Consider the following 24885-nt stretch of genomic DNA (forward strand, 5'->3'; position numbering starts at 1 on the left):
AGCCCGGCCGACCACCCCCGATTGGCCCCTCATGGCAGACGACTTCACGTTCCGCATCACGACGACCCGCTTCGACGAGGACTACACGCCATCGGAGAACTCGCGGATCACCACGAACTTCGCCAACCTGGCGCGGGGGGAGCATCGTCAGCAGAATCTGCGCAACGCCCTGACGATGATCGACCGCCGGTTCAACGATCTGGCGCACTGGGACAACCCGAACGCGGACCGCTACACCCTCGAACTCGAGATCGTCTCGGTGGCGGTGCAGTTCGCCGCCGACGGTGAGGACCAGGACTTCCCGCTGCTCGAGGTCCTCGACATCCAGATCGTCGACCGTCTCACCGGACGGCGCAGCCACGGGATCGTGGGGAACAACTTCTCGTCCTACGTCCGCGACTTCGACTTCAGCGTGCGGCTGCCGGCGGCCAGCGCGGCTGCAGGAGGGTTCAGCGTTCCGGATGACTTCGGCGACCTGCACGGCAAGCTCTTCCAGCACTTCCTCGACTCGGACACCTATCGGGAGCATTTCACGGTGTCGCCCGTGATCTGCATCAGCGTCTCGACGAGCAAGGTCTACCGTCGCACCGAGAACCATCACCCGATCCTCGGCGTGGAGTACGAGCAGAAGGACCCCTCTCTGACCGATGCCTACTTCGGCAAGATGGGGCTCTCGGTCCGGTACTTCATGCCGCGCGGCAGCGTCGCGCCGCTGGCTTTCTACTTCCGCGGCGATCTGCTCGGCGACTACACGAACCTCCAGCTCATCGGCACGATCAGCACGATGGAGACCTTCCAGAAGATCTACCGGCCGGAGATCTACAACGCTAACTCGGCAGCGGCGAGCGTCTATCAGCCGACCCTCGAGCAGCAGGACTACTCGGTGACGAAGATCGCCTACGACCGCGACGAGCGCAGCCGGCTCGCGACCGAGCAGGGGAAGTATGCGGACGAGCACCTCATGAAGCCGCACGGCGACCTGCTCGAGCGGTGGGCCGCCGGCTCCCTCGTTCCTGTCGGATGACTGACGGAGAATCGCCGACCATGAACACGCTTCTTCCCACCTCGATCGTCGGCAGCCTGCCGAAGCCGTCCTGGCTGGCCGCACCGGAGACTCTCTGGTCTCCGTGGAAGCTGCAGGGCGACGCCCTGGCGGAGGGTGCACAGGATGCGCTCCGCATCACCGTCCAGGAGCAGCACCAGGCCGGCCTCGACATCATCAGCGACGGGGAGCAGACCCGCCAGCACTTCGTGACGACGTTCATCGAGCACCTCTCCGGCGTCGACTTCGACCAGCGGGAGACGGTCCGGATCCGCGACCGCTACGACGCCAGCGTGCCGACGGTCGTCGGCGCCGTGAGCCGCGAGAAGCCCGTGTTCGTGGAGGATGCGACGTTCCTCCGCCAGCAGACCGATCAGCCCATCAAATGGGCGCTTCCCGGTCCGATGACGATGATCGACACGCTCTACGATCGCCACTACAAGAGCCGCGAGAAGCTGGCGTGGGAGTTCGCGACGATCCTCAATCAGGAGGCGAAGGAGCTCGAGGCGGCCGGGGTGGACGTCATCCAGTTCGACGAGCCGGCGTTCAACGTCTTCTTTGACGACGTGCAGGACTGGGGCGTGGCGGCGCTCGAGAGGGCGGCCGAAGGGCTGCGCGCCGAGACCGTGGTGCACATCTGCTACGGGTACGGGATCAAGGCCAACACGGACTGGAAGGCGACCCTCGGGGCGGAGTGGCGCCAGTACGAGAAGTCCTTCCCGCTGCTCCAGAGCTCGAGCATCGACACCATCTCGCTGGAGAGCCACCACTCGCACGTCCCCCTGGATCTCATCGAGCTCATCCGCGGCAAGAAGGTCATGCTCGGAGCCATCGATGTCGCCAGCGACGCGATCGAGACCCCGGAGGAGGTCGCCGACACCCTCCGGAACGCGCTCCGCTTCGTCGACGCGGACAAGCTCATCCCGAGCACGAACTGCGGCCTCGCGCCGCTGTCTCGCGACGTCGCACGCGGGAAGCTGCGCGCGCTCAGCGCCGGCGCCGCCCTGCTTCGTGACGAACTCGCTGCGAAGGACTGACAGCGACCCGTGCGCGGTACTCTCCTGTTATGACCCCGACGCCCGTCACGACTGCGAAGTCGAGCAGCATGGGGCGCGGTCTCGATGTGCTCGCGGCGCTCACGGACTGCCTTCGCCACGGGCGCAGGGCGACGGTCCTCGAGATCGCACGATCTCTCGGCCGCGAGCGGTCACAGGTGTCCCGCTCGCTCGCGGCCTACGAGGCGTCGGGGCTGGTGGTGAGGGCGGCGGACCGCTCGTACACGCTCGCCTGGGGGTGGTACGCCGCCGCGCAAGACCTCTCGTCCAAGCGCATCGCCACGCACGGCCTCGCCGTGCTGGAGGACCTGTCCTCCCTTCTCGGTGAGGCGACCTTCTTCAGCGTGCTCCAAGGCGATGCGACGCTCACGACGCTCGAGAGCCTTCCATCCTCCTCGCGCATGATCGGCTCCTGGATCGGTCGCTCCTATCCCGCGTACTGCAGCGACGCCGGGCGCGCCTCGCTGTGGGACGCCTCCCCGGATGAGGTCCGCGCGATCTTCGCCGCGACGGAGTTCTCGCCGCAGGGTCCGAACACGCCGACCTCGGTCGATGACTTCCTCGACCGCCTCGACGATGACCGGAAGCGGGGGTTCGCCGTCGTGGATCAGGAGGCCGAGCCGGGCCTCTACTCGGTCGCCGCGCCGGTGTGGGACTTCCGCGGCGAGGTCATCGGCGCCGTCCAGGTCGTGGGCACACGTGACTCGCTCCAGCCGCGGACGGCCGACTGCGGAGCCGCCTGCGCGGCCGCGGCGGCGGATCTGTCGCGACAGCTCGGAGCCACCGGTTCCGCGGTGCTGTCGGGCTAGAACTCGTCGGCGGCCGTCGTCAGCTCGCGAGCGAACTGCGTGAGCAGCGCGCGGGTCTCCCGCGTCGCGCCCTTCGGGCGATGTCGGCCGCGAACCGCCAGCGAGGCGACCACCTCTCCTGCGCGCCGGATCGGCAGAGCGAACTCGTCGATGCCCTCGTCATACTCTTCCGAGGCCGAGATCAGGCCCTCGGCGCGATCGCGGGTGAGCATCGCACGCACGTCCTCGGTCGAACGCCCGGCTGTCGGCCCGCCGACGCCGATGAACTGCACATCCTCGAGGAGGGCGTCGAGCTGTTCGGCGCTGTGGTCCCAGAGCAGCGCACGCCCTGCGCCGGTGCACCAGATCGGTGTCACGAGTCCTTCTCGGATGGACCTGTCCGACCCGTCAGCCGACCGTTCGAAGCGCAGCAGGACCCCGCGCGGTCCGTCCGCGACGGTGATCAACGCGTTCACGCCGAGCTGGGCGGCGAGGGTGCGCAGGGCGACCCGAGACGCCCGGAGCCAGGACACGTTGAGCGCGGCGGCGGTGCGGAAGAACTCGGGACCGGCCGAGAAGCGGGCGTCGTCGTCTCTGCGGAGGAAGTCCCGCGCCCGCAGCTCCTGCGTGAGCCGGGAGACCCGGCTGCGCTCGATGTCGGTGTGCTCGGCGAGACGAGACGCATTGAGTCCTGGTCGCGCGCGGCGCTCCTGTTCGATCGCCGCGTCGAGAAGGCTCAGTCCCTGTGCGAGCGAGGATGACGCCACGGGCCGACCTCCTCCGGGTGTGCGATCAGGCTCATCCTATCCGGCGGCCGGAACGGCGCGACGAGGGAGGAGGCGTCCCCACGCGACGTACAGGTCGGCGGCGATGCTGCCGTGCGCCTCGGCGACATCGGTCGAGCTGATCGCCTGGTCGCCCTGTGCACCGAAGAGCACGACCTCATCGGCTGGAGCCGCCTCGGCGATGTGCGAGACGTCGACGAGGAAGCTGTTCATCGCGATGCGGTCCACGATGCGCGCCCGCCGTCCGCGGATGAGCACCTCGCCGGTGCCGCTGAGGCTGCGGTGGAACCCGTCGGCGTACCCCAGGGGGATCAGCGCGAGCCGGGTATCCGCGTCGAGTCGATGCCAGCGGTCGTAGCCGACGGTGCTTCCTCGGGAGTACGAGTTGATCGCGGCGATGCGCGACACCACACGCATCGCCGGACGCAGTGCTCCTCCCAGCGCATCCGTGTCGCCGTAGAGCCCGGCGCCGATGCGCACGAGGTCGAATCGGGATCGCGGCACACGCAGCGCAGCGAACGTGGTCGCGCAGTGCCGCGTGATCGGCCCCGTCTCGACCCCCGTGAGCACGGCCCGCGACTGCTTGTCGAAGCGTGCGCTCCCTTCGACGACATCCGCGATCTCCTCGCACGGGAAATGCGCGCAGATCCCCGCGAACTCCAGCCGCGGATCGGCCAGCACCCGGCGTGCCGAGCGCTGGCCCCGCGGATGGCCGACCTCAAGACCGTCGCGGCTGAGGCCGGTGGAGTTGAGGGAGAGGTGCGCGCGGATGCGGACGCCCCGTTCCGCGGCGACCGCGCTGACGATGCGGGCGTGCTCCGCTCCGCCGATCCATTCCTCGATGCCGAAACGGATGCCGTCTTCGACCTCGTCCCGCCCCGCGGGCCGCACGCGCAGGAGGCGGCCGGTGAAGCCCGCCGCGCGCACGGTGGCGGCGTCGTCACCGGAGGCCACCCCGATGACCCCGATGCCGTGCTCGGCGAGCAGCGGTGCGACGATGTCCGTCCCGTGTCCGTAGGCGTCGGCCTTCACGACCGCGCAGAACTCGACCTCCTCGCCGAGCTCTGCGCGGATCGTGCGGACGTTGTGGGCGATGGCGCTCTGATCGATCTCCACCCACCCGCCGGCGGACGCGGGAACAGTCATGCCTCGACGGAATCCGCCTCGAGATCCCTGGTCGCCGCACGTGCACCCTTGCGACCGTGACGCCACCAGAAGTACAGGTAGCAGGCTCCGACGAACGGGATGCCGAAGTAGAGCGCGGCCACCTGATTCGGGTCGAACGCGATCGCGACGATCGAGATGAGCAGAAGCGAGAAGGCGACGATGGGCAGCGCGGGGTAGAGCGGTGTCCGGTAGGCGAGATCCTGCACGCGACCGCCGTCGCGGAGGAACTTCCGGCGATGGAAGAACTGCGAGGCGACGATCGACATCCACACGGCCACCACGGCGAATCCGGCGATCGACACGAGCACCAGGTAGACGGTGCCGGCGGCGATCACGCTGGTGAGAAGCGAGACGAGCCCGATCAGGATGCTGACGCTGAGCGCGATGAGCGGCACACCGCGTCGCGTGAGGCGCGTGAACGCCTTCGGTGCATGGCCCTCCTCGGCGAGCGAGAACAGCATGCGTGCGCAGGAGAAGAGCCCGCTGTTGCCCGCCGAGAGGAGGGCGGTGATGATCACGAAGTTCATGATGTCGGCGGCGTACGGCACGCCCACGTACTGGAAGACGTCGACGAACGGGCTGCTGGTGACGCTGGCCTCCTCATAGGGGAGGATCGCCGCGATGACCGCGATCGCGCCGACGAAGAGCACGACGAGCCGGAGCACCGTCGAGCGCAGAGCCCGCGGGATGTTCTTCGCCGGGTCCTTCGTCTCGCCGGCGGCGACGCCGATCAGCTCGGACCCGCTGAACGCGTAGAAGACGGCGAGAGCCGTGACGATCACGCCGCTGAAGCCGTTCGGGAACAGGCCGCCGGGAGTGTCGAAGTTGGAGAGCAGGACGGCGGGCGGATGCTCGGCCGACAGCGGCGTGAAGCCGAAGATCGCTGCGCCGCCGAGCACGATGAGCCCGACGATCGCGACGACCTTGACGAGCGAGAACCAGAACTCCGCCTCGCCGAACACGCGAGCCGAGATCGCATTGAGCACGAACAGCACCGAGGCGAAGATCAGGCACCACGCCCACACCGGCACTCCGGGGAACCAGCGCTGCATGAGGATGCCGGATGCCGTGAACTCCGACCCCAGCGCGACGACCCAGCAGAGCCAGTACAGCCAGGCGGTGGTGAAGCCCGTCGCCGGACCGATCGACCGCGACGCGTAGATGTGGAAGGCGCCGGAGACCGGGTAGGCGACGGCGAGCTCGCCGAGGCATGCCATCACCAGGTAGACGACGAAGGCGCCGATCAGGTAGGCGATGATCGCGCCGAGCGGACCCGCCTGGGAGATCGTGTACCCGGAGCTCAGGAAGAGCCCGGAGCCGATGACGCCGCCGAGGGCGATCATGATCAGGTGACGAGCGTCCATCGTTCGCTGGAGGCGACGCAGCGGCACCTGGGTGGCCGTGGTGTTCGGCAGGACGTTGGGCAAGGGCTTCGCGCCGGGAAGAGGCGTCATCGGAACTCTCAATCGGGTTGTATGTGCATCATATTCACATCTATGTGCCAATGACGCATTCTGTGGGTGGTCTGCGGGGGACACTATCCCCTCCCATATCGGGACCGCAAGAGTGCAGCGTCGGAATCCTCCCCGCCGTCGGGAGTACTGACGATCCGGCCGAGGCGCCGACGATCCGTCAGCTCGCGCTGCCGTTCTGCCAGGCGCGCACGGACACGATCCCTGCCGAGGATGGACACCTGTCGGCGCGGCGATGCGTGCGACAGCCCACGGAAGAAGGAGAACCCGGTGACTCACCACGACCTCGCCCTCATCGGCTTCGGAGGCGTCAACCGCGCCCTCGCCGAGATCATCCGCGATCGGGGCGATGACCTCGCCGCCGACCTCGGCTTCGGCCTGAGGGTCGTCGCGATCACCGACCTGCGTCTCGGATCGCTCATGCAGAGCGACGGGATCGACCTCGGCGCCGTGCTCTCGATGACAGGCCTCGACACCTTCGCCGGCATGCCCGGCGGAGATGCGGAGCCCCGCAACGAATACGTCATCCGCCACACCACGGCCGATGTGGTGGTCGAGGCGACCTTCACGAACCCGGTCGACGGCGAACCTGCGATCTCGCACGTCCGCGCCGCGCTCGAGAGCGGCAAGAGCGTGACCACCACGAACAAGGGCCCCGTCGCGCTCGCCGGCACCGCGCTCAACCGTCTCGCCGCAGAGAACGGAGTGCGCTTCGAGTATGAGGGTTCCGTGATGAGCGGCACCCCGGTGCTGCGACTCGCGCAGCAGACCCTCCGGGGGCTGCGCATCACCCGCGTCCAGGGAATCCTCAACGGCACGAGCAACTTCGTCCTCGGCCAGATGGAATCCGGCAGGTCGCTCGAGGATGCCGTCGCCGAGGCGCAGGCGCTCGGCTATGCCGAGGCCGACCCCACGGCCGATATCGAGGGGTCCGACGTGCAGCTGAAGGTGGTGATCCTCGCCAACGAACTGCTCGGTGCGGACATCACGACCGCCGACGTGTCTCGGGTCGGCATCAGCGGAATCACTGCGACCGACGTGATCGCGGCGGCGGCAGCGGGCGAGCACTGGAAGCTCATCGGCACGGTCGACCGCGATGAGGCGGGAGCGGTGACGGCATCCGTCCAGCCGCTCTCGCTGGCCGCCGACCACCCGCTCGCCGGCATCTCCGGCGCGACCAACGCGATCGCGTTCACGACCGATCTGCTCGGCGCCATCACGATGTCAGGCCCCGGCGCTGGGCGCCTCGAGACCGCCTACGCCCTGCTGTCGGACATCATCGCGATCGACGCGCACCAGGCGTCGCTCGCGGGAGCGCTCCGGTGAGCGCGCCCGCCATGGAGGCTCCGGCGACGTCGGCGTCGCTGCTCGAGGTGCTCGACCCGTACAACGGCGAGGTCATCGCCCGCCTCGCGCAGCACTCGGTCGACGACGTCGACGACATCATGTCGCGCGCGCGCCTCGGCGCGACGCTCTCCCGTGACCTGTCCCGTTTCGCGCGGCACCGGATCCTGGATCGTGCGGCTCGGACCCTCGAGGGACGGGCGGAGGAGGCTGCGGCTCTCATCGTCCGCGAGGCGGGCAAGACCATCACCCAGGCGCGTAAGGAGGTGCGGCGCGCGGTGACCACGATCTCGCTGTCGGCAGAGACGGCGCGCGCGTTCGACGGGGAGGTCATCCCGTTCGACGCGTACGAAGGGTCTGCGAACCGCCGTGGCTGGTACACGCGGGAGCCGCTCGGAGTGATCCTCGCGATCACTCCCTACAACGACGCGCTCAACCTCGTCGCGCACAAGCTCGGCCCGGCGATCGCCGGTGGCAACTCCGTGATCCTCAAGCCGTCGCAGTTCACTCCGCTCACCGCGCGGTTCCTCGTCGACGTGCTGGTGGAGGCAGGACTGCCCGACGAGATCATCACGGTCGTCCACGGCGATCGGCATGTGGCGCAGGCGCTCGTGGCGGTGCGCGACATCCGCATGGTGTCGTTCACCGGGGGATTCGCGACCGGCGAGGCGATCGCCCGCACGGCGGGCCTCAAGAAGCTCGCGATGGAGCTCGGAGGCAACGCCCCGGTGCTGGTCTTCGCGGATGCCGACATCGCCGCCGCGGTCGAGGCGTGCGTGTCGGGTGCCTTCTGGGCTGCAGGGCAGAACTGCGTCGGTGCGCAGCGCATCCTCATCGAGCGCTCCGTGTACGCCGAGTTCCGCGACCGCTTCGCCGCGCGCACCTCGACGCTGCGCGCAGGAGATCCCGTCAACCCATCGACCGATGTGGGTCCGATGATCTCGGTCGCGGCGGCGACGCATGCGGAACGTGTGGTCGACGACGCGGTGCGGTCGGGTGCGCGCGTGCTCGCCGGGCATCGGCGCGAGGGAGCGGTGTACTGGCCGACGGCGCTGGAGAACGTCTCGCCCGTCTGCGAGGTCTGGAGCGAGGAGGCGTTCGCGCCCGTCGTCGTGCTCAGCCCCTTCGACACCGAGGAACAGGCGGTCGCCGAAGCGAACAGCATCGACTACGCCCTTCACGCCGCAGCCTTCACGAGTGACCTCACGCGCGCGCTGCGGGTGTCCGAGGCGCTCGACGCCGGCGGGGTGATGATCAACGACTCCTCGGACTATCGCGTCGACAGCATGCCGTTCGGCGGATCGAAGTACGGGAGCATGGGGCGCGAAGGGGTGCGTTTCGCCTACGAGGAGATGACGCAGCCGAAGGTCACCTGCATCACCACGTGAAGTCTCCTCGCGGAGGGGGAGGGGTCCGTGGGGGATGCCTTCCCTCTCCGCGAGGTCATGTCCGGTCGACCACCCGGGTCAGCGAGACGGCCGTCACGGTGTTCGCCACGCCCGGCAGGGCGGCGATCATCTCCCAGATCTCACCGATCCGATCCATCGATTCGGCCTCCAGCGTCACGAGCAGATCGAAGTCGCCCGAGAGGACGTCGCACCTGCGCACTTCGGGAATCCGGGCGATCTCCGTGACGACGCCGCCGCCGCGCATCCGATCGCTGCGGTAGACCAGCACGATGGCGGACACCGCGGAAGCGCCGGCGCGTCCGGGGACGACGCTGTAGCCGCCGATCACGCCCTGCCTCTCCATGCGCTCCATCCGCTGCTTCACGGCGTTCCGCGACAGATGCACCTGCGCGGCGAGGGACACCAGAGGGACGCGGGCGTCCTCGGTGAGCGCCGCGAGGATCTGGCGATCGATCTGATCGAGATGAAGCCGCTCCATCGGGACCTCCTGAGACTGTGCGCTGTTCATGCAGTATTAGCAATTGCGTGTGTCTATTATGCACCTTAGAGTGAATGGGGCGCCGATGTCGGCGCGGAACGAAGGAGACACCATGGGCGCTCGACCCGACCGCAAGGATCTGCACACGCTGTCCGACCTCAGTCTGGCCGTGCATGCCGGCAACCAGCTCGACTCGACCCTGGCGCTGCGCACGCCCCTCGTCATGGCGAACTCCTACCAGCTGCCCGACGACCCGAGCGAGATCAGCTGGTCGGCGACCGCGCCGGGGCTGTACACCCGCAACACCGGCGTCAACCAGGCTGCACTCGAGCAGAAGCTCGCCGCGCTCGACGGCGCCGAGGACGCCGTCGCACTCGCCTCCGGGGTCGCCGCCCTGCACGCCGTCTTCTTCACGCATGTGCGCGTCGGCGACCACGTCGTCGTGAGCGACGTCGTGTACGAGGCCACCTGGCGCCTGTGGACCGAGCTGCTGCCTCAGCGCTACGGTCTCGAAGCGACTTTCGTGGATATCAGCGACCTCGACGCGGTGCGCGCGGCGATGCGTCCCGAGACGAGGCTCGTCTGCATCGAGGCCATCGCGAACCCGACGACGAAGGTCGCCGACGTGGGCGCCGTCGCGGAGATCGCCCACGCCGCGGGCGCGATCCTCATGGTCGACTCGACCTTCTCGCCGCCGCCCTTCTACCGGCCCCTCCACGACGGCGCGGATCTGGTCGTGCACTCCCTGACGAAGTACCTCAACGGCCATGGCGATGCGATGGGCGGCTCTGTGGCCGGGCGACGCGATCTCATCGAACCCATCAAGGCCGATGCGATGGTCGATGTCGGAGGGATCATCTCGCCGTTCAACGCCTGGCAGATCCAGCGGGGGACGGTGACGCTGCCTCTTCGGCTGCGCCAGCACTTCTCCTCGGCGATGCGCATCGCCGAGATGCTCGATGCGGACCCCCGCGTGGAGTACATCGCGTACCCCGGCCTCGAATCCCACCCGGACCACGTCCTCGCCCTGCGTCAGTTCGGCGGTCGCGGCTTCGGCGGCATGATGGCCTTCGCCGTGAAGGGGTCTCCCGATGTGCAGAATCAGTTCGTGGCGAACCTGCGGCTGATCACGTCCGGATTCTCCCTCGGGCACGACGACTCGCTGATCGTCCACACGGGGACCGATGGGGGCCGCGTCGCGACGTATCCCGAGCCGTTCCGGAAGTTCGGGCATCTGCGGCTGTCCGTCGGGCTCGAGGACGCGGACGACCTTCTCGCCGACCTGCGAGGGGCATTGGACGCCACCTTCGGGAGTTGACGGCCCGCACGGGCTGCATAAATTCTGACGGGGTGCAGCTCACGCGCGCTCCGCGGGTGGTTTAGGACATGGCATCCTGAAGTGACACCGAAAGGCACGGCCATGGACCCGATGTTTCCGAGCCAGGGCGATGCGCCTGCTCCCATGCTGCAGGACGTGCGCGGCTCAGCCAAGCGTGCCATCAACTACTTCCGCGTGATGGTCGGTGAGCCCGCCGATCCCGGTGCCCCCGCTCGGCACCCCATGCAGTTGATCGGTGCCGCCGATGCCGAGTCGCTTCGCGCACCCCTCTCCTACGACGCGTTCGAGGTGGAGATCGACGACATCTTCACCGAGAACGGCACCGTGCGGGTGCAGAGGATGATCACCGAAGTCGTCGCCCGTTTCGGTCTTCACCTCCACGCTTCCTCCTGGTCCAGCCTGGAAGGCGGCGAGGAGATGGTGGTAGCGGTCAGGCGCGGCGCCTAGGGCGCTTCAGTCGAAGACCGGGCTGAGGAACCGACGCTCGTAGCGGCGGATGCACTGCGTCCTGCGCGCGAAGTCGAACGCCTCCACGCACTCGGGATCGGTCTTCGACGCCGTGCGATAGACCTCGTACTCGGCGAGCGAGGGGAAGGTGAACAGCGCGAAGGCCTCATCGCTGTCGCCTTCGCTCGGCAGGAAGTAGCCGTGGTGGGTGCCGCCGTGCTTCGCGACCAGCCGGATCCACGTGCGGCCGTACTCGGTGAAGTCGTCGAGCTTGTCGGGGTCGATCTCATAGCGCAGGTGAACGGTGATCATCCGATCATCCTCGCAGAGCGGTGCAGGGGGCGCGCGCAGCCCCGATTCTCAATAGGCTCGGGAACCATGGACTACACGCAGCTGGGTCGCACGGGTACGTCGGTCTCACGGATCGTGCTGGGCACGATGAACTTCGGTGACCGCACCTCGGAGGAGGAGTCGTTCGCGATCATGGATCGCGCCCTCGAGCTGGGGGTGAACTTCTTCGACACGGCGAACGCCTACGGCGGCTCGGCGGGCCGAGGTGCGACCGAGGAGATCATCGGTCGGTGGTTCGCGGCGCGCCCCGGCGTGCGCGACGACATCGTCCTGGCGACCAAGGTGCATTCCCCGATGGTCGCCCCTGATGCGAAGGGCGACCGGCCCAACGCACGCGGCGCATCCGCCTGGCAGGTGCGGCGGGAGGCGATCGGCTCGCTGCGCCGACTGCAGACCGATCGGATCGATCTCTACCAGTTCCACCACATCGACCGCCACATCTCCTGGCCGGAGCTGTGGCAGGCGATGGAGGTGCTCGTGGCCCGAGGCGAGGTCGTCTACACCGGCAGCTCGAACTTCGCGGCGTGGAACATCGCGCAGGCGAACGAGATCGCGCAGCAGCGCCACTTCCTCGGGCTCGTGAGCGAGCAGTCGCTGTACAACCTCGCCCAGCGCTCCATCGAACTCGAGGTCATCCCCGCGGCGCAGAACTACGGCCTCGGCATCCTGCCGTGGTCGCCGCTGTCCGGAGGTCTGCTGAGCGGCGGATCATCGGATGCCAACGCCCGATCGAACACGGGGAGGGCGGCCGAGATGCGTGCCGCTCACCGCGACAAGGTCGATGCGTACGAGCTGTTCGCGAAGGAGCGGGGCTGGGCACCCTCCGCGCTCGGCCTCGCCTGGCTGCTGCACCAGCCTGCCGTCACCGGTCCGATCATCGGGCCGCGCACGGTCGCGCAGCTCGAGTCCGCCGTGTCCGCGTTGGAGATCACGCTGACCGCAGAGGACCTCGGCCGACTCGACGAGATCTTCCCCGGCCCCGGCGGCCAGGCCCCGGAGGCCTACGCCTGGTAGGCCGTCGCGAGCGATCGCTGCTCAGGTCGGGACGTCGACCCGTTCGGCCGGATTCTGCTCCGCGGGCTCCGGCACGAGATACAGACCGCTCGGCGCGTTCGCGGTGAAGGCGAGAGCCTCGATCCACTCGCGGTTGATCGCCGGCTGTCGGCTGCCGCTGTACTTGAAGACGAGCGAGCTCCGCGCGTGCACCCAGACGGTCGTGCGCCCGCCGCCGACGCTGAGATCCTCGCGCCACGTGAAGTTGAACGGCTCCGCGCGGCGGAGCTTCGCGGTCATGACGAGCTGAAGGTGGGTCAGCGCGCGGTCTTCGATCTCGGTCTTGACGCTGCCCTCGTAGATGAATCGCCCCATCGTGCGTGTTGACTCCTGCTCTGCGGACTTACATCGTAAGTGAGATTACAGTGTAAGCCTATTGCGAGAGCTCACCGCTGAGACGATCGAGCAGGCTCTCGAGAGACGCCTCGAACTCCTCGTCGCTGCGGTCCTCGCTCAGCAGCGGGCGGAGTCGGACGATCTGCGCGTCGTCGTCGACCTGCTCCTGTCCGTCTTTCTCCGGGATGTCCGCGCCGCCCTCGTCGAGTGTCTCCTCGAGAGGACTGATCTCCGCACCGCGCACGGCGGACTCCAGGAGCAGCTGCCCGAGGAGGAAGCTGCTGAAGGAGCGGTACGTGTCGACCGCCTGCCGGTCGGAGAATCCCTGCTCGATGAGCGTGCGGAGGAACATCTCGACGACCTCGACGCTCCGGAGCGGCGGGCGCAGCCAGGGCGCGGCCGGATGGCGGGTGGCGATCAACGGGAACGCCCGCGGGTGATCGATCGCGATCCGCCGCACGCGGTGGGCCAGCGTCTGCAGGAAGCCCTGCCAGTGCTCGGTCAGCTCGTCATCGAGACTCGTCGTCAGGTCGTCCATGAGGAGCGCGACGACGCCCTCCAGCAGATCCTCTCTGCCGTGCACGTAGCGGTACAGCGACATCGCCTCGACGCCGAGCTCCTGTGCGAGCGATCGCATCGACAGGATCGACGCGCCGTCACGGTCGATCTGCCCGAGGGCCGTCGTGACGATCAGCTCTCGACTGAGTCGACCGGCCGACGAGACCCGCTGCTTCTCCCGCGAACGTTCCGGCATGCGCCAACGCTACTCGCATCGCGTCGCTGCCGCCGCTAGCAGCAGCGCGGCTCCCGGGCAAGGGGTGCGGGGTTCGGGCGGCGATGACGTAGAACGGGATCATGCAGTTGATCATGTACGGCGGCGAGGAATTCCTGACGGGCGACGAGATCGCGGATGCCCTGCTGGCGTACGGCCGCGCGCTGGGTGACGAGGTGCGCGCGGAGATCGTCGAGATCCCGGTTCGCGAGGACGACGGCTCGGTCGTCACGGCCAAGTTCCTGATCGGACCAGCGAGCCAGATCGTGTCGAAGAGCGTGGTCGGTCGTGGCGCCGAGCTGGAGGACGGCGACCTCGTGCGGCACCTCCAGGACCTGACGCGCGGTGTCGAGTCGCCCACCGGTCCGCTCCTCGAGTCTCCCGCGGGCGGCGAGTCCGAGCTCGACTGAGGTTGCGGCCAGCAGAGTCCACTGCAAGCCCACATTGATACCATTCGGAGTACTCTGTTCTCCCACTCCGTGAAGTCAAGGACGGTCCTGCGTGACGGCCCAGCAGTCTTCTGCCATCGGTTCGACCGGCCACCCGGTCTCGGCGACGCGATACATCCTCCGCTCCCGGCTTCTTCGGGGATCCTTCGTCAGCCTCGTCATCTCGGGCATCGGCATCTCCCTCACCATCCCGCAGATCACCCTGTTCCTCGTCGGAGAGCTGCACCTCACGGAGGCGCAGGCGGGCCTCTACTTCCTGACCAACCTGACGGCTCCGATCGTCGGATACGTGGTGGGGACGCTGTCCGATCGCGCGGGCTCCCGGCTGCTGGTCTTCCGGCTCTCGGTGCTCGCGGGGTTCGTCGGCTGGACGCTGATGGCCGTCGCGATGCAGGCGTGGATGCCGTTCGTCATCAACGCGATCCTCCTCAGCGCGGCCGGCGCCGGAGCCGCGCAGCTGCAGGCAGCGGTCCGCGACGAGTTGAATCGGTCGCCCACCTCGGCCGACAACGAGGTCGTCGCGGTGATCCGGATGGCGATGGCATTCGGCTGGATCATCGGTCCGGTGCTCGGTGCCGTCCTCGGCGCGGTGCTGGGGCTGCGCCCCCTGCTCTTCGTGACCGGGATCTGCGTGCTGCTGTCCCTCGTCCCCCTGATCGGCGTGAAGAAGAGTCCTCCGTTCGTCGGGGAGCCGGCGCGCACGCCGACGTCCGCCACGCCTCGGCAGCACTCGATCGTTCCCCTCGTGATCTTCACCGGCATCTACATCCTCATCATGTGCGGCGAGACGGTGAAGCTCGCCTACCTGCCTCTCTACATGGACGGGGAGCTTCGCGTCGACGCCGGCGTGCGCGGCGCGATCATCGGCCTGCAGCCCCTCCTCGAGCTGCTGCTGATGCCGCTCGCCGCACGACTGGCGAGCCGGTTCGGCATCGCGCGCGTGCTCATCGTCGGAGCCGCCCTCGCCGTCGGCGCGCACGTCTCCTATGCGTCGGCCTCTCTGGTCGACGCGCCCCTCGTGCCGCTGGTCGTCGGGCAGCTGCTGATGTCCGGCGTGATCGCGACGTTCGGGGTGCTCGGGATCACGGTGGCGCAGCGCCTGGTCCCGACGCGGGTCGGCATGGCCTCCAGCGTCTTCCTCAGCGCCTACGCGATCAACGCGGCGGTCGGCGGATTCGCGGGGAGCGTGGGGGCGACGTGGTTCGGCATCCCGCAGCTGTTCTGGATCCCCGCCGTGATCGCCGCCGTGGGAGCCGTCGCGCTCATCGTGCTGAACGCGAGGGTGCCGCTGGACTCTGGTGATCGGGTTCGGGCCCGCTCCACGCCGACGGAGTCGGCTGAGGCAGCTGCAGCAGAGCGCTTCGACTGAACTGGGCGAGCAGCCGCCGGAAGGCCTCGACGTCGTCGGCCGACCAGGTGGCGAGGCTGTCGGTGAGCTTCTCGGCTGCGCGCGACACGATGCGCACACCGATCTCCCGGCCAGCCGGCGTCAGCGCGACCAGCACGCTGCGCTCGTCGTAGGGGGAGTCGACCCGCGCGACATGGCCGCTGGCCTCGAGTCGGCGCACGATCTTGCTGATGTTCGCCTTGGTCGTGCCGAGCACGGAGGCCAGATCGGTCGGACGCAGCGCCCCGCGATAGGCGAGCTGGTTGACGACGAGGAACATCGGGATGTCGTCGAAGGGGAATCCGATCGCCTCCATCACCTCCAGGCGCACTTCGCGACTGTCGGCCCAGTGCACGATCGAGGTCACCGAGCGACGCAGGTCGAGCGGATCCGGAGGCAGCAGCGACGCCAGCTCCACATCGGATGCCGATGCCTCTGTTGCGCGGGCCTTCTCGCTCATCGAACCTCCTCGGTCTTCATCATCCCAGGTCACACCTGGCGAGGAAGCGACACCAGGCGGACCGGCCCGACCAGGCCGTGCTCGCGCACGCGCGTGGTCTGGTACCCCTCCAGGCCGAGTGCGCGCAGGGCGATGTCCGCGAGCTGGTCGTAGTACCCGCGGGCGATGAGGCGGTTGTTCAACGAGCTGGACACGCGCACCACGACCGTGTTCTCACCGACGACGAGGTCACCGGTGATGTCGACGACGGGACGGGAGGTGTCGAAGCCGCGCGCGACCCCGCCGCCGACGACGACGGAGCCGAGTCCGCCGTTCGTCGAGCCCAGATCGAGCAGGTACCGCCGGCTCGCGGCATCCACTTCCTCCACCCGCACCGTCGTCGTGTAGGTCGCGATCCCCGAGACCGCGGCGCCGACGCCCTCCAGCCGGGTCCAGGGTTGCAGGGCGGATCCGGGGACCGGCAGGCGCGTCACGGCTGTGTGCGGAAGCACCTCCCGCGTCTCGTAGCCGAGTCCGCGGTCCTCCACGATGAGCTCGTTCTCGCCGGCATCCCAGCTCTCCACCACGATGGACCAGTTCGCGAGCTCGGCCACCTCGGTGGCCTCGACCGGAGCGCTCCCGGATGCGGGGGCGGATCGGTCGATCGTGAACAGGGCCGTCTCGCCGGGGGCGAGGGAGAGCGAGATCCGCGTGCGGCCGTCGACGTGCGCGACGCCGGAGTGCGGATGGATGTCGCCCGACCAGGCGTCGATCCGGTGCACGACTCCCTTGCCGGGTACCCGGAGTTCGACCTCGGTCGTCGTGCCGGTCTCGTAGAGGAAGTGGTAGACGTACAGGTGCAGCAGATCGCCGTCCTCGCGGAGGTAGGTGAGGATGTTCGGATCGTCCTCGGCGAACTCGGCACGACCGATGACCCCCAGCTCTCGCAGTGCCCCGATGGTGCCCGAGGGCTCCGAGACCTCTGCGACGTTCGGCAGCGCGCGCAGCTCGGCGAGCGTGGTGGCCAGCTCGGCATCGCGGCCGTCGAGACCGGGGGTGCGCACGGCCGCACGCTCGGTGACGGTGAAGGTGCGCTCCATCTGCACCTTCACCTCGCGCGTGCCGTTCACGATGAGCAGCTTCAGTCCGTTCCGGGCCCACTCCCGAAGGAGCCGGGCGACATCGGGGTCGAGCGCCTCCTGGTAGACGATGAGCGCCTGGTACCCCGGGCCCTCGGGCTGCACGACCTCGCCGTCGAAGCGGACCTCCGGATGCGCGAGCAGCGAGCCGTCGAAGAACTCGTAGGTCCATCCGGCATCCTGCATCCCGAGGTCCTGCCACCACTGGTTCTCGCGGTTGCGCATCCAGAGTCGGCCGTAGGCATCCTCATCGACGACACGGTTGCCGTCGGCATCGACGGCCGCGATGCCGAGCAGATTGTCGATGAAGTGGTCGGTGCGGAGGATGCCGACATCGATGCGTGGCCGGCCCTGCCGCAGCAGGTACTGGAAGCGCCCGATCGCCTCGTTCCACTGGGGGTAGAACTCGCTGCCGGGCTGACGCGTGTCGAAGCGCTCCGAGAACAGCGGCCACATGCCCTCGTGGCCCGGCCACTCCGTGACGTGCTCGCCGCCCGCGCGACTCGCCCATCCGTGCAGCACGGTCTTGGTGATACCCGCGGCGAGCTGCGTGTTGATGATCTGATCGTAGAACCGGTGGTCGAGCATGTGGTTGCGGGTGGTGGCGCCGGTCTCGGACGAGTACTGCTTGCCGAACAGGTGCGCGGGGCCGGCCAGCATCCGGTATGCGTCGATCTGCGAGGCGAACTCGAGCGACTCGGTCTCGATGCCGTCCACCGCGACGCCGGGTCGCGTGAGCTCGAACGGCAGCCCGTAGCTGATCTCGGCGCGCAGCAGCAGTCCGTTCTCGTGCAGGAAGTCCGCGAAAGGGCGCAGCATGTTGTCGATGTACAGGTCGGTCAGCGTGCGCACGTAGTCGAAGCGCACCTTCTCGACGTCGACACGGTGCGCCTCGTCGGGCTCATACGTGTAGACCGTGGTCGCGACGAACATCCCCGTCTGCCGGATGAGGAACGGCAGCCAGGGTGCGATGTCGTAGCCGCGGCGCGCGCGGAACTCGTCGGCGACCGTGTCTCCCCAGAACATGCCGCCCGCTCCCCAGAGGGTGAGCTCGAGGGAGTCCATGTACATCTGCGCGCGCGGGTTCTTCGCGATGTCGGCCTTCAGCTCGTCGGTGAGCACGACATCGCGCCAGTAGTCGATGACCGCGTCGACGCCGGCGCGGTCGAGGTAGTTCACGGTGTAGTTGACGGATGCCGAGGGCGACGCGGTCTGCCCTGTGCCGTGCGACCAGAACACGAAGAGGCGCCAGTCGCGGGTGTCCGGAGCGGTCCAGTCGAGCGTCTCGCCCTCGACCTGCGCGGTGAGATCGACGATCGCGCCGGCGTCGATCATGGCGCCGTCGTCGGCGAGCGCGGGTGCGGCGACGACCGCGACCAGGTGCTGCTCGCGCGGCGCCACGCGGTGCCCGGGGAGGTTCGACCCGCGGCGCTCCGCGTTCAGGTCGACGCGGGGGAGTGCGCCCTGGCGGCGGGCGCCGGGGCCGACCTCCTCGACCTCGACGTCGAGCTCCTTGGCGGCTGCGGGGTGATCGGGATCGATGGTGGGCAGGTTCGCGTTCGACCAGTTCGTGCCGGAGGTGAAGCTCACCGACATGTTCCGTGCGGTCGTCTCGGCCACCACGATGGCGGAGTCGTGCACCCATTCCTCCGAGCCCCAGCCGTAACGGGCGTGGTCGATGTCGCCCTCGTCCATGGCGAGGAACTCCATCCCGCCGAAGCCGAGACGGTGCGCGGTGTCGATCTCGTCGCGCAGCGTGGCGTCGGTGTGCAGGCCTTCGGCCAGCCACCAGCGCAGCTCCGGACGGTACTCGATCGGGGGATGCGCGAGCGCGTCACGGTGGTCGTCGAGCGATGTCATGGGTTCTCCTTCGAACGGAACGGCGGGGACGGGCCCCGGCTCGATGAAGGACACCCTACTCGATTTGATTAACTGGCGACACTATATGGTGTCACCGGCTCCTGTCGCGAGAGGGGGTTCCGTCTCGCGATACTCTCAGCGCATGTCTGAGTTCAAGGATCATTACGACGTCGCCGTGATCGGAGCGGGGCCGGCCGGCACGGCCGCGGCGCTGCGGGCATCCGAGCTGGGGGCGAGAGTCGTCGTGCTGGAGGCCGGACGCACCGGCGGCACCTGCGTCAACACCGGGTGTGTGCCGACCCGTGTGCTGGCCAAGACCGCGCGGCTTCTCCGCGAGTCCCGTCACGCGGACGACTACGGGGTGCGCGTCGGTGCCCCGGAGATCGACTGGACCACCACGGTCGCGCGCGTCCTTGAACGTGTCGACCGGGTGCGATCGATCAAGCGGGAGGCGGCGCGCTTCGCGGCGGCCGGCGTCGACCTGATCCACGAGGGGCGAGCGCGCTTCGTCGACGACCACACGCTCGTACTCGACAGCGGCCGACGTCTCACGGCCGATTCGATCCTCATCTGCGTCGGCGGTCACTCGAAGCGGCTGCCGGTCCCCGGGGCCGAGCTCGCCACGGTCCCCGAAGACGTGCTGGCGCTCCCGGCCCTGCCCCGCCGGGTCGCGGTGATCGGGGCGGGGAACACGGGCGCGCAGCTCGTCACCGTCTTCTCGTCCTTCGGCTCCGAGGTCACGCTCCTCGACGTCGCACCGCGGGTGCTGATGGCGTCGGATGCCGCGATCGCCGCGACCGTCGAGGCGGCGTTCTCCGAACAGGGCATCGATGTGCGCACCGGGATCGAGACCGTCACCCGTCTCGAGCGCGCGGACGACGACGCGATCCGGCTCGTGTGGGGCGAGGCGGGCGAGGAGCGCTCGTCGATCTTCGACGCGGTCATCATGGCGACGGGCTGGCCGGCCGACGTCGAGGATCTCGGCCTGGAGAACGCGGGGATCGAGATCGCGCGCTCCGCGATCCCCGCGGACCGGTACTTCCGCACCGTCGTGCCGCACATCTTCGCGGTCGGCGACGCGAACGGGCGGGACATGCTGGTGCAGGCCGCGCAGTTCGAGGGCGAGGCTGCGGCGGAGAACGCCGTGCTGGGTGCCAACCGTCGCACCCCCCACCATCTGCTCCCGGCCGGCGGGTTCACCGATCCCGACTACGCGGGAGTGGGGCTCACCGAGGATCAGGCGCGCGAGCGAGACACCGACTGCGTCGTCGTCTCGGTGCCGTATGCGAGCCTCGAGCGCGCGGTGATCGACGACCGGGAGATCGGCTTCCTGAAGCTCATCGCCGATCGACGCCGCCAGCTCATTCTCGGCGCCCATGCGGTGGGGGAGAACGCGATCGAGGTCATCCAGTCGGTCACGACGGCGATGGCTGCCGGGGTGGATGTGTCGACGCTCGCCGGTGTGCGGTTCGCCTATCCGACCTACAGCGCGATCATCGGATTGGCCGCCCGGGCTGTGCTCGCGGAGCCGGGATCCCCTCGCGAGTAGCGTTCCGCAGAGCGGCATCGCGTCGGGGCGGGGGGTCAGTTCGTCACGACGGGGATGACGAGGAACTCGCCGTTGTTTCCGGTGATGTCGTCGCCCGCGATCGTCACCGTCACCGTCGCGTCGTCGTCGCGATTGTAGATGGGAACCCACTCAGACGTCTCGAAGGCAGCATCCGGTTGTAGTGCGACGCCGAGATCGATCGTCAGCGAGGCTCCTGCCGTGATCGCCGGAAGCGTGAGGACGAGGCTGCCGGCCGTCCCGGACGCGGTGACACCGGTGCCGCTCGGGGTGAGCGCCCAGAGCCACCCGTCGTAAGTGAGAGTGGCGGTGGCACCGGCGACGGAATCGATCGTCCCGTTGTTGGCGATGGTCAGCTGCGTCGGCATCGAGAACGTCAAGATCGGGCCGAACCCGGTGTCGAACACGGTGTCCACCGGCGTGCCGAGCGTGGAGGCGAGGTCGGCGCCGCCGACGGACGCGGCGGCGAGGGGAGCGGCGGCGGCGACGGCGATCAGGGGGATCGACCAGGCCGCACTCGTCACGACGGTGCGTCGCGAGATCGGGGCGCGAGAGATGGTGGTGCGGTCATCGGTCATGGCCGAGAGGCTACTCGGAGATCGTAAGTCGAGCGATATTCTAGGGTCACTCGTGCTCCGGCAGCAGCGGAGCGGACCAGCCCGGATCGCGCCCGAGTTGCGCGGCGCGGGCGACCGAGGTCGCCCCGTAGCGGTCGCGCACCGCGTCGAGCACCGTGTCGAGGCGCTCGCCGTCGCTGAATCCGAGTTCATCGAGCGGCAGCTCCGGCTGCACCCGGTCGGCACGGTCGAGCTGCGACAGCGAGACGCCGATGAGGGTGATGCCGCGCTCCGCGATCTCGGACTGCGCCGCGACGAGGAGCATCCGTGCCACGGTGAGCAATCGGTTCGTGCGATCGGTCGGCGCACCGAGTGAGCGCGATCGGGTCGCCTTCGTGAAGTCGCCGAAGCGCAGACGCAGCACCACGGTGCGGCAGACGCGGTCGCCGTCGCGCAGGCGGCGGCCGAGCCGATCGATGATCTGGGTGAGGATGAGATCGAGCTCCTCGGCCGATCGCGGGCGGGTGCCCAGGGCGCGCTGCGAGCCGATGGAGCCGCGGCGCCGCGTCGCGTCGACCGGGCGGGGGTCTCGCAGTCGGGCCAGCGCATGCACATGGGCGCCGGTCGCCTTGCCGAGGAGTCTCTCGGCCGCGGACGCCTCGAGCTCGGCGAGCTGCCCGACCGTGCGGATGCCGAGCCGGTGCAGCTTCTCGGCGGTCACGGCGCCGACTCCCCAGAGTCGCTCGACCGGCAGGGGGAGCAGGAACTCCTCCTCGCGGTCGGGCTCGACCACGAGGAGTCCGTCGGGTTTGCTGACCGCGCTCGCGACCTTGGCCAGGAACTTGGTCCTCGCGACGCCGACCGAGATGGCCAGGCCGACCTCGCCGCGCACGCGCTCCCTGAGCTGCTCGGCGATCTGCTCGGGTGTGCCCGCGATGCGCCGGAGCCCGCCGACCTCGAGGAACGCCTCATCGATCGAGAGGCCCTCGACGAGCGGGGTCGTGTCGCGGAAGATCGCGAACACGTCCTTGCTCGCCGTGGAGTAGGCGTCCATCCGCGGCGGGACGACGACGGCATCCGGGCAGAGCCGCAGCGCCTGCCGTCCGCCCATCGCGGTGCGCACGCCGCGGGCCTTCGCCTCGTAGCTCGCCGCCAGGACCACGCCGCCCCCGACGATCACCGGCCTCCCGCGCAGGGCCGGTGCGTCTCGCTGCTCGACCGACGCGAAGAAGGCGTCGAGATCGGCGTGCAGCACGGTGGCTTCGTCCCGCATCCCGTCTCCTGTCGACGGGGAGATCGTCGCACGCACCGGGGACATCGGCGCCTCTCGGCATCCGGTCGATCGTTGCCCCAGGTCGATAGTTGCACTTTCGCAACTAAGAGGCGTATAGTTGATCCTTGTCAACTTTCAATTCAGGAGCATTCACCCCGTGACAAACGCCTCACCTTCCTCCGCAGCCGAGGCCGTGCGCTCACCGCGCGAGGTCTTCACCGCGATATCCGGCCTCGTCGTCGGCATGTTCGTCGCCGTGCTCTCGGGCACCGTGGTGTCGACCTCGATGCCGGTGATCATCGCCGACCTCGGCGGCACCCAGTCCCAGTACACCTGGGTCATCACCGCGAGCCTGCTGGCGACCGCCGTCTCCACGCCCATCTGGGGCAAGCTCGCCGACCTGGTCGACCGCAAGATCCTCGTCCAGATCTCCCTGATCCTCTTCACCGTGGGCACCGTGATCGCCGGATTCTCCACCGACACGAACATGCTCATCGCCGTCCGCGTCGTGCAGGGCATCGGCGTCGGCGGTCTCATGTCGCTGGTCATGATCGCCGTCGCGCTGATCATCTCCCCGCGCGAACGCGGCAAGTACATGGGCGTCGTCGGCGGCATCATGGCCCTCGGCACCATCGGCGGACCGCTGCTCGGCGGACTCCTCACGGACGTCTGGGGGTGGCGCTCCAACTTCTTCGTCGGCGTGCCGTTCGCGATCCTGGCGCTCGTGCTGCTGCAGTTCACGCTGCATCTGCCGAAGCCCCAGCGCGACACCAAGGTGTCGATCGACTACTTCGGCATCGTGCTTCTCGCGGTCGGCGTCTCGACGCTCCTCATCTGGGTGTCGATGGGCGGCAGCCAGTTCGACTGGGACTCCTCGACGAGCATCATGCTCGGAGTCACCGCCGGTGTCGCGATCGCCGCCTTCATCACGGTCGAGTTCTTCGTCAAGGAGCCGATCGTGCCGATGTCGCTGTTCCGCAACCGCACCTTCACGCTCTCGGTCATCGCGTCGATCGCCATCGGCGTCTCGATGTTCGCGACGTCCGTGTTCCTCGCGCAGTACTTCCAGCTCGCCCGCGGCGCCACGCCCACCGAGTCCGGTCTCATGACCATCCCGATGATCATCGGCCAGATGGGTGCGTCGATCGTCATCGGCCAGCTCGTGAGCCGCTTCGGCAAGTGGAAGGGCTGGATGCTGACCGGCTCGGTCCTGACCACGGTCAGCGTGAGCCTCATGGCGACCCTGCGCTACGACACCCCGTTCCCGCTCGTGGCCGTCTACATGTTCGTCCTCGGTGCCGGTCTCGGCATGGTCATGCAGAACCTCACGCTCATCGTGCAGAACGACACCGCCCCGCAGCAGCTGGGTGCGGCCTCGTCGAACGTCAACTTCTTCCGCACGATCGCCGGCACCATCGGTGTGACCGTGATGGGCTCGCTCCTGTCGACCAGCGTCGCCAGCTACATCACCGACGGCCTCGACGGCTTCGTGCCGACGACGCCCGACGAGGTCAGCGCGCTGGAGCACCTCGCGTCGGGCGACGTCCCGAAGGTCGGCCAGCTCCCTGACACGATCCGCGCGATCGTCGAAGGCGCCTACGGTCACGGCATCGCCGATGCGTTCATCATCGCGATCCCGCTCGCCGTGATCGCCGTCATCGCGATCGCGTTCATCAGGAACAAGCCGCTCTCGACGAAGAACGCCGCCGAGCAGCTTCGCGACCAGGCCGAGGAATCGGTCATCGAGGTCGCCGAGGCCGAGGTCGGCGCATCGCTCTCGACCGGAACCATCCGGATCGCGAGCGCCGAGCCCACGTCGCCGAGCACTGCGCCGGTGACCGTGCTCGAGCGCGAGGATCGGGAGCAGAGGCGCTGACGTGGTCACCTCGGTCACCTCGGAAGCGACGGCGTCTCGCGACGTGGACAGCGCGCTCGGAGACCTCCAGACGCATCTGAGCCTCATCTTCGCGAGGACCCGGACGCTCTGGAAGGAATCCGCAGCGCGCATCGACCCGGAGCTGCAGGTCGGCGGCTACAAGCTGCTGACGTTCATCGAGCGGGCCGAGACGGCGAACGCGCACGAGCTCGCCGAGCGCTTCGAGATGGACAAGTCGGTGATCAGCCGTCAGGTGCGGATGCTGGAGGATCTCGGTCTGATCGAGTCCCGCCCCGACGAGCGCGATGGGCGGCTGCGGGTCCTGACGGCGACGCCGTCGGCCCGCGCCGCTCTCGCCGAGCTGCGCCGTGACCATGCCACACGCCTGCGCACGGTCGTGGCGGAGCTGACGCAGGACGAGGTCGATGCGGCATCCAAGGTCTTCCGGCTGCTCGCCGAGATCTGACGCCCGCAGGATCAGGCGATCACGGGGGATCAGG

General features: G+C 68.6%; 24 protein-coding genes. 13 read left to right on the forward strand and 11 right to left on the reverse strand.

Going from position 1 to position 24885, the window contains the following annotated elements; all coding sequences use genetic code 11:
• Nucleotides 1-31: 31 nt before the first annotated feature.
• From LBN7_RS13280 to LBN7_RS13290, 3 genes are read left to right on the forward strand one after another with little or no spacing between them, the layout of a single operon-like run.
• Nucleotides 32-1024: a DUF1852 domain-containing protein gene (locus tag LBN7_RS13280; RefSeq protein ID WP_116635485.1), complete on the forward strand. Its 993-nt coding sequence runs from the start codon at nt 32-34 to the stop codon at nt 1022-1024.
• Between the two features lie 20 nt (nt 1025-1044).
• Complete coding sequence (locus LBN7_RS13285; RefSeq protein ID WP_407359905.1) at nt 1045-2079, forward strand: methionine synthase; 1035 nt, start codon at nt 1045-1047, stop codon at nt 2077-2079.
• A 29-nt stretch (nt 2080-2108) separates the two neighbouring features.
• Nucleotides 2109-2906, forward strand: a complete 798-nt coding sequence (locus tag LBN7_RS13290; protein WP_407359906.1) for an IclR family transcriptional regulator — start codon at nt 2109-2111, stop codon at nt 2904-2906.
• Here LBN7_RS13290 and LBN7_RS13295 read toward each other — a convergent pair.
• From LBN7_RS13295 to LBN7_RS13305, 3 genes are read right to left on the reverse strand one after another with little or no spacing between them, the layout of a single operon-like run.
• The gene (locus LBN7_RS13295; RefSeq protein WP_407359907.1) at nt 2903-3652 is read right to left on the reverse strand and encodes an IclR family transcriptional regulator; all 750 of its coding nucleotides are present in this window, start codon (nt 3650-3652) and stop codon (nt 2903-2905) included. The two genes, LBN7_RS13290 and LBN7_RS13295, sit on opposite strands and share 4 nt — an antisense overlap.
• Nucleotides 3653-3688: 36 nt before the next feature.
• Nucleotides 3689-4816, reverse strand: a complete 1128-nt coding sequence (gene alr, locus LBN7_RS13300) for an alanine racemase (protein WP_407359908.1) — start codon at nt 4814-4816, stop codon at nt 3689-3691.
• Nucleotides 4813-6291: an amino acid permease gene (locus LBN7_RS13305; protein ID WP_407359909.1), complete on the reverse strand. Its 1479-nt coding sequence runs from the start codon at nt 6289-6291 to the stop codon at nt 4813-4815. The genes alr and LBN7_RS13305 overlap by 4 nt, the downstream gene beginning before the upstream one ends.
• Nucleotides 6292-6579: 288 nt before the next feature.
• Here LBN7_RS13305 and LBN7_RS13310 point away from each other — a divergent pair, with 288 nt between their 5' ends.
• Together LBN7_RS13310 and LBN7_RS13315 are read left to right on the forward strand one after the other, a co-directional pair.
• Nucleotides 6580-7635: a homoserine dehydrogenase gene (locus LBN7_RS13310; RefSeq protein WP_407359910.1), complete on the forward strand. Its 1056-nt coding sequence runs from the start codon at nt 6580-6582 to the stop codon at nt 7633-7635.
• Between the two features lie 11 nt (nt 7636-7646).
• Complete coding sequence (locus LBN7_RS13315; protein ID WP_407361723.1) at nt 7647-9041, forward strand: aldehyde dehydrogenase family protein; 1395 nt, start codon at nt 7647-7649, stop codon at nt 9039-9041.
• Between the two features lie 55 nt (nt 9042-9096).
• Here the strand turns inward: LBN7_RS13315 and LBN7_RS13320 are convergent, their stop codons facing one another.
• The gene (locus tag LBN7_RS13320) at nt 9097-9540 is read right to left on the reverse strand and encodes an Lrp/AsnC family transcriptional regulator (protein WP_407359911.1); all 444 of its coding nucleotides are present in this window, start codon (nt 9538-9540) and stop codon (nt 9097-9099) included.
• A 112-nt stretch (nt 9541-9652) separates the two neighbouring features.
• Between LBN7_RS13320 and LBN7_RS13325 the strand changes: the two genes are divergently transcribed.
• Together LBN7_RS13325 and LBN7_RS13330 are read left to right on the forward strand one after the other, a co-directional pair.
• Nucleotides 9653-10858, forward strand: a complete 1206-nt coding sequence (locus tag LBN7_RS13325; RefSeq protein ID WP_407359912.1) for a trans-sulfuration enzyme family protein — start codon at nt 9653-9655, stop codon at nt 10856-10858.
• 144 nt (nt 10859-11002) lie between these two features.
• A complete protein-coding gene (locus LBN7_RS13330) occupies nt 11003-11326 on the forward strand; it encodes a hypothetical protein (protein WP_407359913.1) in 324 nt (107 codons plus the stop codon).
• 6 nt (nt 11327-11332) lie between these two features.
• Here LBN7_RS13330 and LBN7_RS13335 read toward each other — a convergent pair whose 3' ends face one another.
• The gene (locus LBN7_RS13335) at nt 11333-11638 is read right to left on the reverse strand and encodes an NIPSNAP family protein (protein WP_116635488.1); all 306 of its coding nucleotides are present in this window, start codon (nt 11636-11638) and stop codon (nt 11333-11335) included.
• Between the two features lie 66 nt (nt 11639-11704).
• Here LBN7_RS13335 and LBN7_RS13340 point away from each other — a divergent pair, with 66 nt between their 5' ends.
• The gene (locus LBN7_RS13340) at nt 11705-12691 is read left to right on the forward strand and encodes an aldo/keto reductase (RefSeq protein ID WP_407359914.1); all 987 of its coding nucleotides are present in this window, start codon (nt 11705-11707) and stop codon (nt 12689-12691) included.
• Nucleotides 12692-12712: 21 nt separating this feature from the next.
• On the opposite strand, the gene LBN7_RS13345 is transcribed toward LBN7_RS13340, so the two are convergent.
• Complete coding sequence (locus LBN7_RS13345) at nt 12713-13045, reverse strand: ATP-dependent DNA ligase (RefSeq protein WP_116635490.1); 333 nt, start codon at nt 13043-13045, stop codon at nt 12713-12715.
• 58 nt (nt 13046-13103) lie between these two features.
• Nucleotides 13104-13820, reverse strand: coding sequence for a TetR/AcrR family transcriptional regulator C-terminal domain-containing protein (locus tag LBN7_RS13350; RefSeq protein WP_116635491.1), 717 nt, complete (start codon nt 13818-13820; stop codon nt 13104-13106).
• Nucleotides 13821-13921: 101 nt separating this feature from the next.
• Between LBN7_RS13350 and LBN7_RS13355 the strand changes: the two genes are divergently transcribed.
• Together LBN7_RS13355 and LBN7_RS13360 are read left to right on the forward strand one after the other, a co-directional pair.
• On the forward strand, nt 13922-14248 hold the full coding sequence (locus LBN7_RS13355; protein ID WP_407359915.1) for a hypothetical protein: 327 nt from the start codon (nt 13922-13924) through the stop codon (nt 14246-14248).
• Between the two features lie 91 nt (nt 14249-14339).
• The gene (locus LBN7_RS13360) at nt 14340-15656 is read left to right on the forward strand and encodes an MFS transporter (RefSeq protein WP_407359916.1); all 1317 of its coding nucleotides are present in this window, start codon (nt 14340-14342) and stop codon (nt 15654-15656) included.
• Here LBN7_RS13360 and LBN7_RS13365 read toward each other — a convergent pair.
• Both LBN7_RS13365 and LBN7_RS13370 read right to left on the reverse strand, forming a co-directional pair.
• A complete protein-coding gene (locus LBN7_RS13365) occupies nt 15550-16134 on the reverse strand; it encodes a MarR family winged helix-turn-helix transcriptional regulator (RefSeq protein ID WP_407359917.1) in 585 nt (194 codons plus the stop codon). The genes LBN7_RS13360 and LBN7_RS13365 overlap by 107 nt on opposite strands.
• Nucleotides 16135-16163: 29 nt before the next feature.
• On the reverse strand, nt 16164-19112 hold the full coding sequence (locus LBN7_RS13370) for a glycosyl hydrolase (protein ID WP_407359918.1): 2949 nt from the start codon (nt 19110-19112) through the stop codon (nt 16164-16166).
• A 142-nt stretch (nt 19113-19254) separates the two neighbouring features.
• On the opposite strand from LBN7_RS13370, the gene LBN7_RS13375 reads away from it, so the two are divergent.
• Entirely contained in the window at nt 19255-20661 is a 1407-nt protein-coding gene (locus tag LBN7_RS13375) for a dihydrolipoyl dehydrogenase family protein (protein ID WP_407359919.1), read from the forward strand.
• 35 nt (nt 20662-20696) lie between these two features.
• Here the strand turns inward: LBN7_RS13375 and LBN7_RS13380 are convergent, their stop codons facing one another.
• On the reverse strand, nt 20697-21257 hold the full coding sequence (locus LBN7_RS13380) for a hypothetical protein (protein WP_116635497.1): 561 nt from the start codon (nt 21255-21257) through the stop codon (nt 20697-20699).
• Between the two features lie 46 nt (nt 21258-21303).
• A complete protein-coding gene (gene dinB, locus LBN7_RS13385; protein ID WP_407359920.1) occupies nt 21304-22509 on the reverse strand; it encodes a DNA polymerase IV in 1206 nt (401 codons plus the stop codon).
• Between the two features lie 157 nt (nt 22510-22666).
• On the opposite strand from dinB, the gene LBN7_RS13390 reads away from it, so the two are divergent.
• Nucleotides 22667-24385, forward strand: a complete 1719-nt coding sequence (locus LBN7_RS13390; RefSeq protein WP_407359921.1) for a DHA2 family efflux MFS transporter permease subunit — start codon at nt 22667-22669, stop codon at nt 24383-24385.
• A gap of 1 nt (nt 24386) precedes the next feature.
• Entirely contained in the window at nt 24387-24851 is a 465-nt protein-coding gene (locus LBN7_RS13395; protein ID WP_116635499.1) for a MarR family winged helix-turn-helix transcriptional regulator, read from the forward strand.
• Nucleotides 24852-24885: the final 34 nt, after the last annotated feature.

The organism is Microbacterium sp. LBN7 (assembly GCF_045690345.1).
In the GTDB taxonomy this organism is placed as follows: domain Bacteria; phylum Actinomycetota; class Actinomycetes; order Actinomycetales; family Microbacteriaceae; genus Microbacterium.

Excerpts from the sequence above, each read along its gene's own strand:
- LBN7_RS13285 (WP_407359905.1), top strand. The coding sequence starts at position 1,045 with ATGAACACGCTTCTTCCCACCTCGATCGTCGGCAGCCTGCCGAAGCCG.
- LBN7_RS13335 (WP_116635488.1), bottom strand. The coding sequence starts at position 11,638 with ATGATCACCGTTCACCTGCGCTATGAGATCGACCCCGACAAGCTCGAC.
- alr (WP_407359908.1), bottom strand. The coding sequence starts at position 4,816 with ATGACTGTTCCCGCGTCCGCCGGCGGGTGGGTGGAGATCGATCAGAGC.
- LBN7_RS13380 (WP_116635497.1), bottom strand. The coding sequence starts at position 21,257 with ATGACCGATGACCGCACCACCATCTCTCGCGCCCCGATCTCGCGACGC.
- LBN7_RS13345 (WP_116635490.1), bottom strand. The coding sequence starts at position 13,045 with ATGGGGCGATTCATCTACGAGGGCAGCGTCAAGACCGAGATCGAAGAC.
- LBN7_RS13370 (WP_407359918.1), bottom strand. The coding sequence starts at position 19,112 with ATGACATCGCTCGACGACCACCGTGACGCGCTCGCGCATCCCCCGATC.
- LBN7_RS13350 (WP_116635491.1), bottom strand. The coding sequence starts at position 13,820 with ATGCCGGAACGTTCGCGGGAGAAGCAGCGGGTCTCGTCGGCCGGTCGA.
- LBN7_RS13290 (WP_407359906.1), top strand. The coding sequence starts at position 2,109 with ATGACCCCGACGCCCGTCACGACTGCGAAGTCGAGCAGCATGGGGCGC.
- dinB (WP_407359920.1), bottom strand. The coding sequence starts at position 22,509 with ATGCGGGACGAAGCCACCGTGCTGCACGCCGATCTCGACGCCTTCTTC.
- LBN7_RS13280 (WP_116635485.1), top strand. The coding sequence starts at position 32 with ATGGCAGACGACTTCACGTTCCGCATCACGACGACCCGCTTCGACGAG.
- LBN7_RS13325 (WP_407359912.1), top strand. The coding sequence starts at position 9,653 with ATGGGCGCTCGACCCGACCGCAAGGATCTGCACACGCTGTCCGACCTC.
- LBN7_RS13305 (WP_407359909.1), bottom strand. The coding sequence starts at position 6,291 with ATGACGCCTCTTCCCGGCGCGAAGCCCTTGCCCAACGTCCTGCCGAAC.
- LBN7_RS13355 (WP_407359915.1), top strand. The coding sequence starts at position 13,922 with ATGCAGTTGATCATGTACGGCGGCGAGGAATTCCTGACGGGCGACGAG.
- LBN7_RS13330 (WP_407359913.1), top strand. The coding sequence starts at position 11,003 with ATGCTGCAGGACGTGCGCGGCTCAGCCAAGCGTGCCATCAACTACTTC.
- LBN7_RS13365 (WP_407359917.1), bottom strand. The coding sequence starts at position 16,134 with ATGAGCGAGAAGGCCCGCGCAACAGAGGCATCGGCATCCGATGTGGAG.
- LBN7_RS13320 (WP_407359911.1), bottom strand. The coding sequence starts at position 9,540 with ATGGAGCGGCTTCATCTCGATCAGATCGATCGCCAGATCCTCGCGGCG.
- LBN7_RS13315 (WP_407361723.1), top strand. The coding sequence starts at position 7,647 with ATGGAGGCTCCGGCGACGTCGGCGTCGCTGCTCGAGGTGCTCGACCCG.
- LBN7_RS13340 (WP_407359914.1), top strand. The coding sequence starts at position 11,705 with ATGGACTACACGCAGCTGGGTCGCACGGGTACGTCGGTCTCACGGATC.
- LBN7_RS13375 (WP_407359919.1), top strand. The coding sequence starts at position 19,255 with ATGTCTGAGTTCAAGGATCATTACGACGTCGCCGTGATCGGAGCGGGG.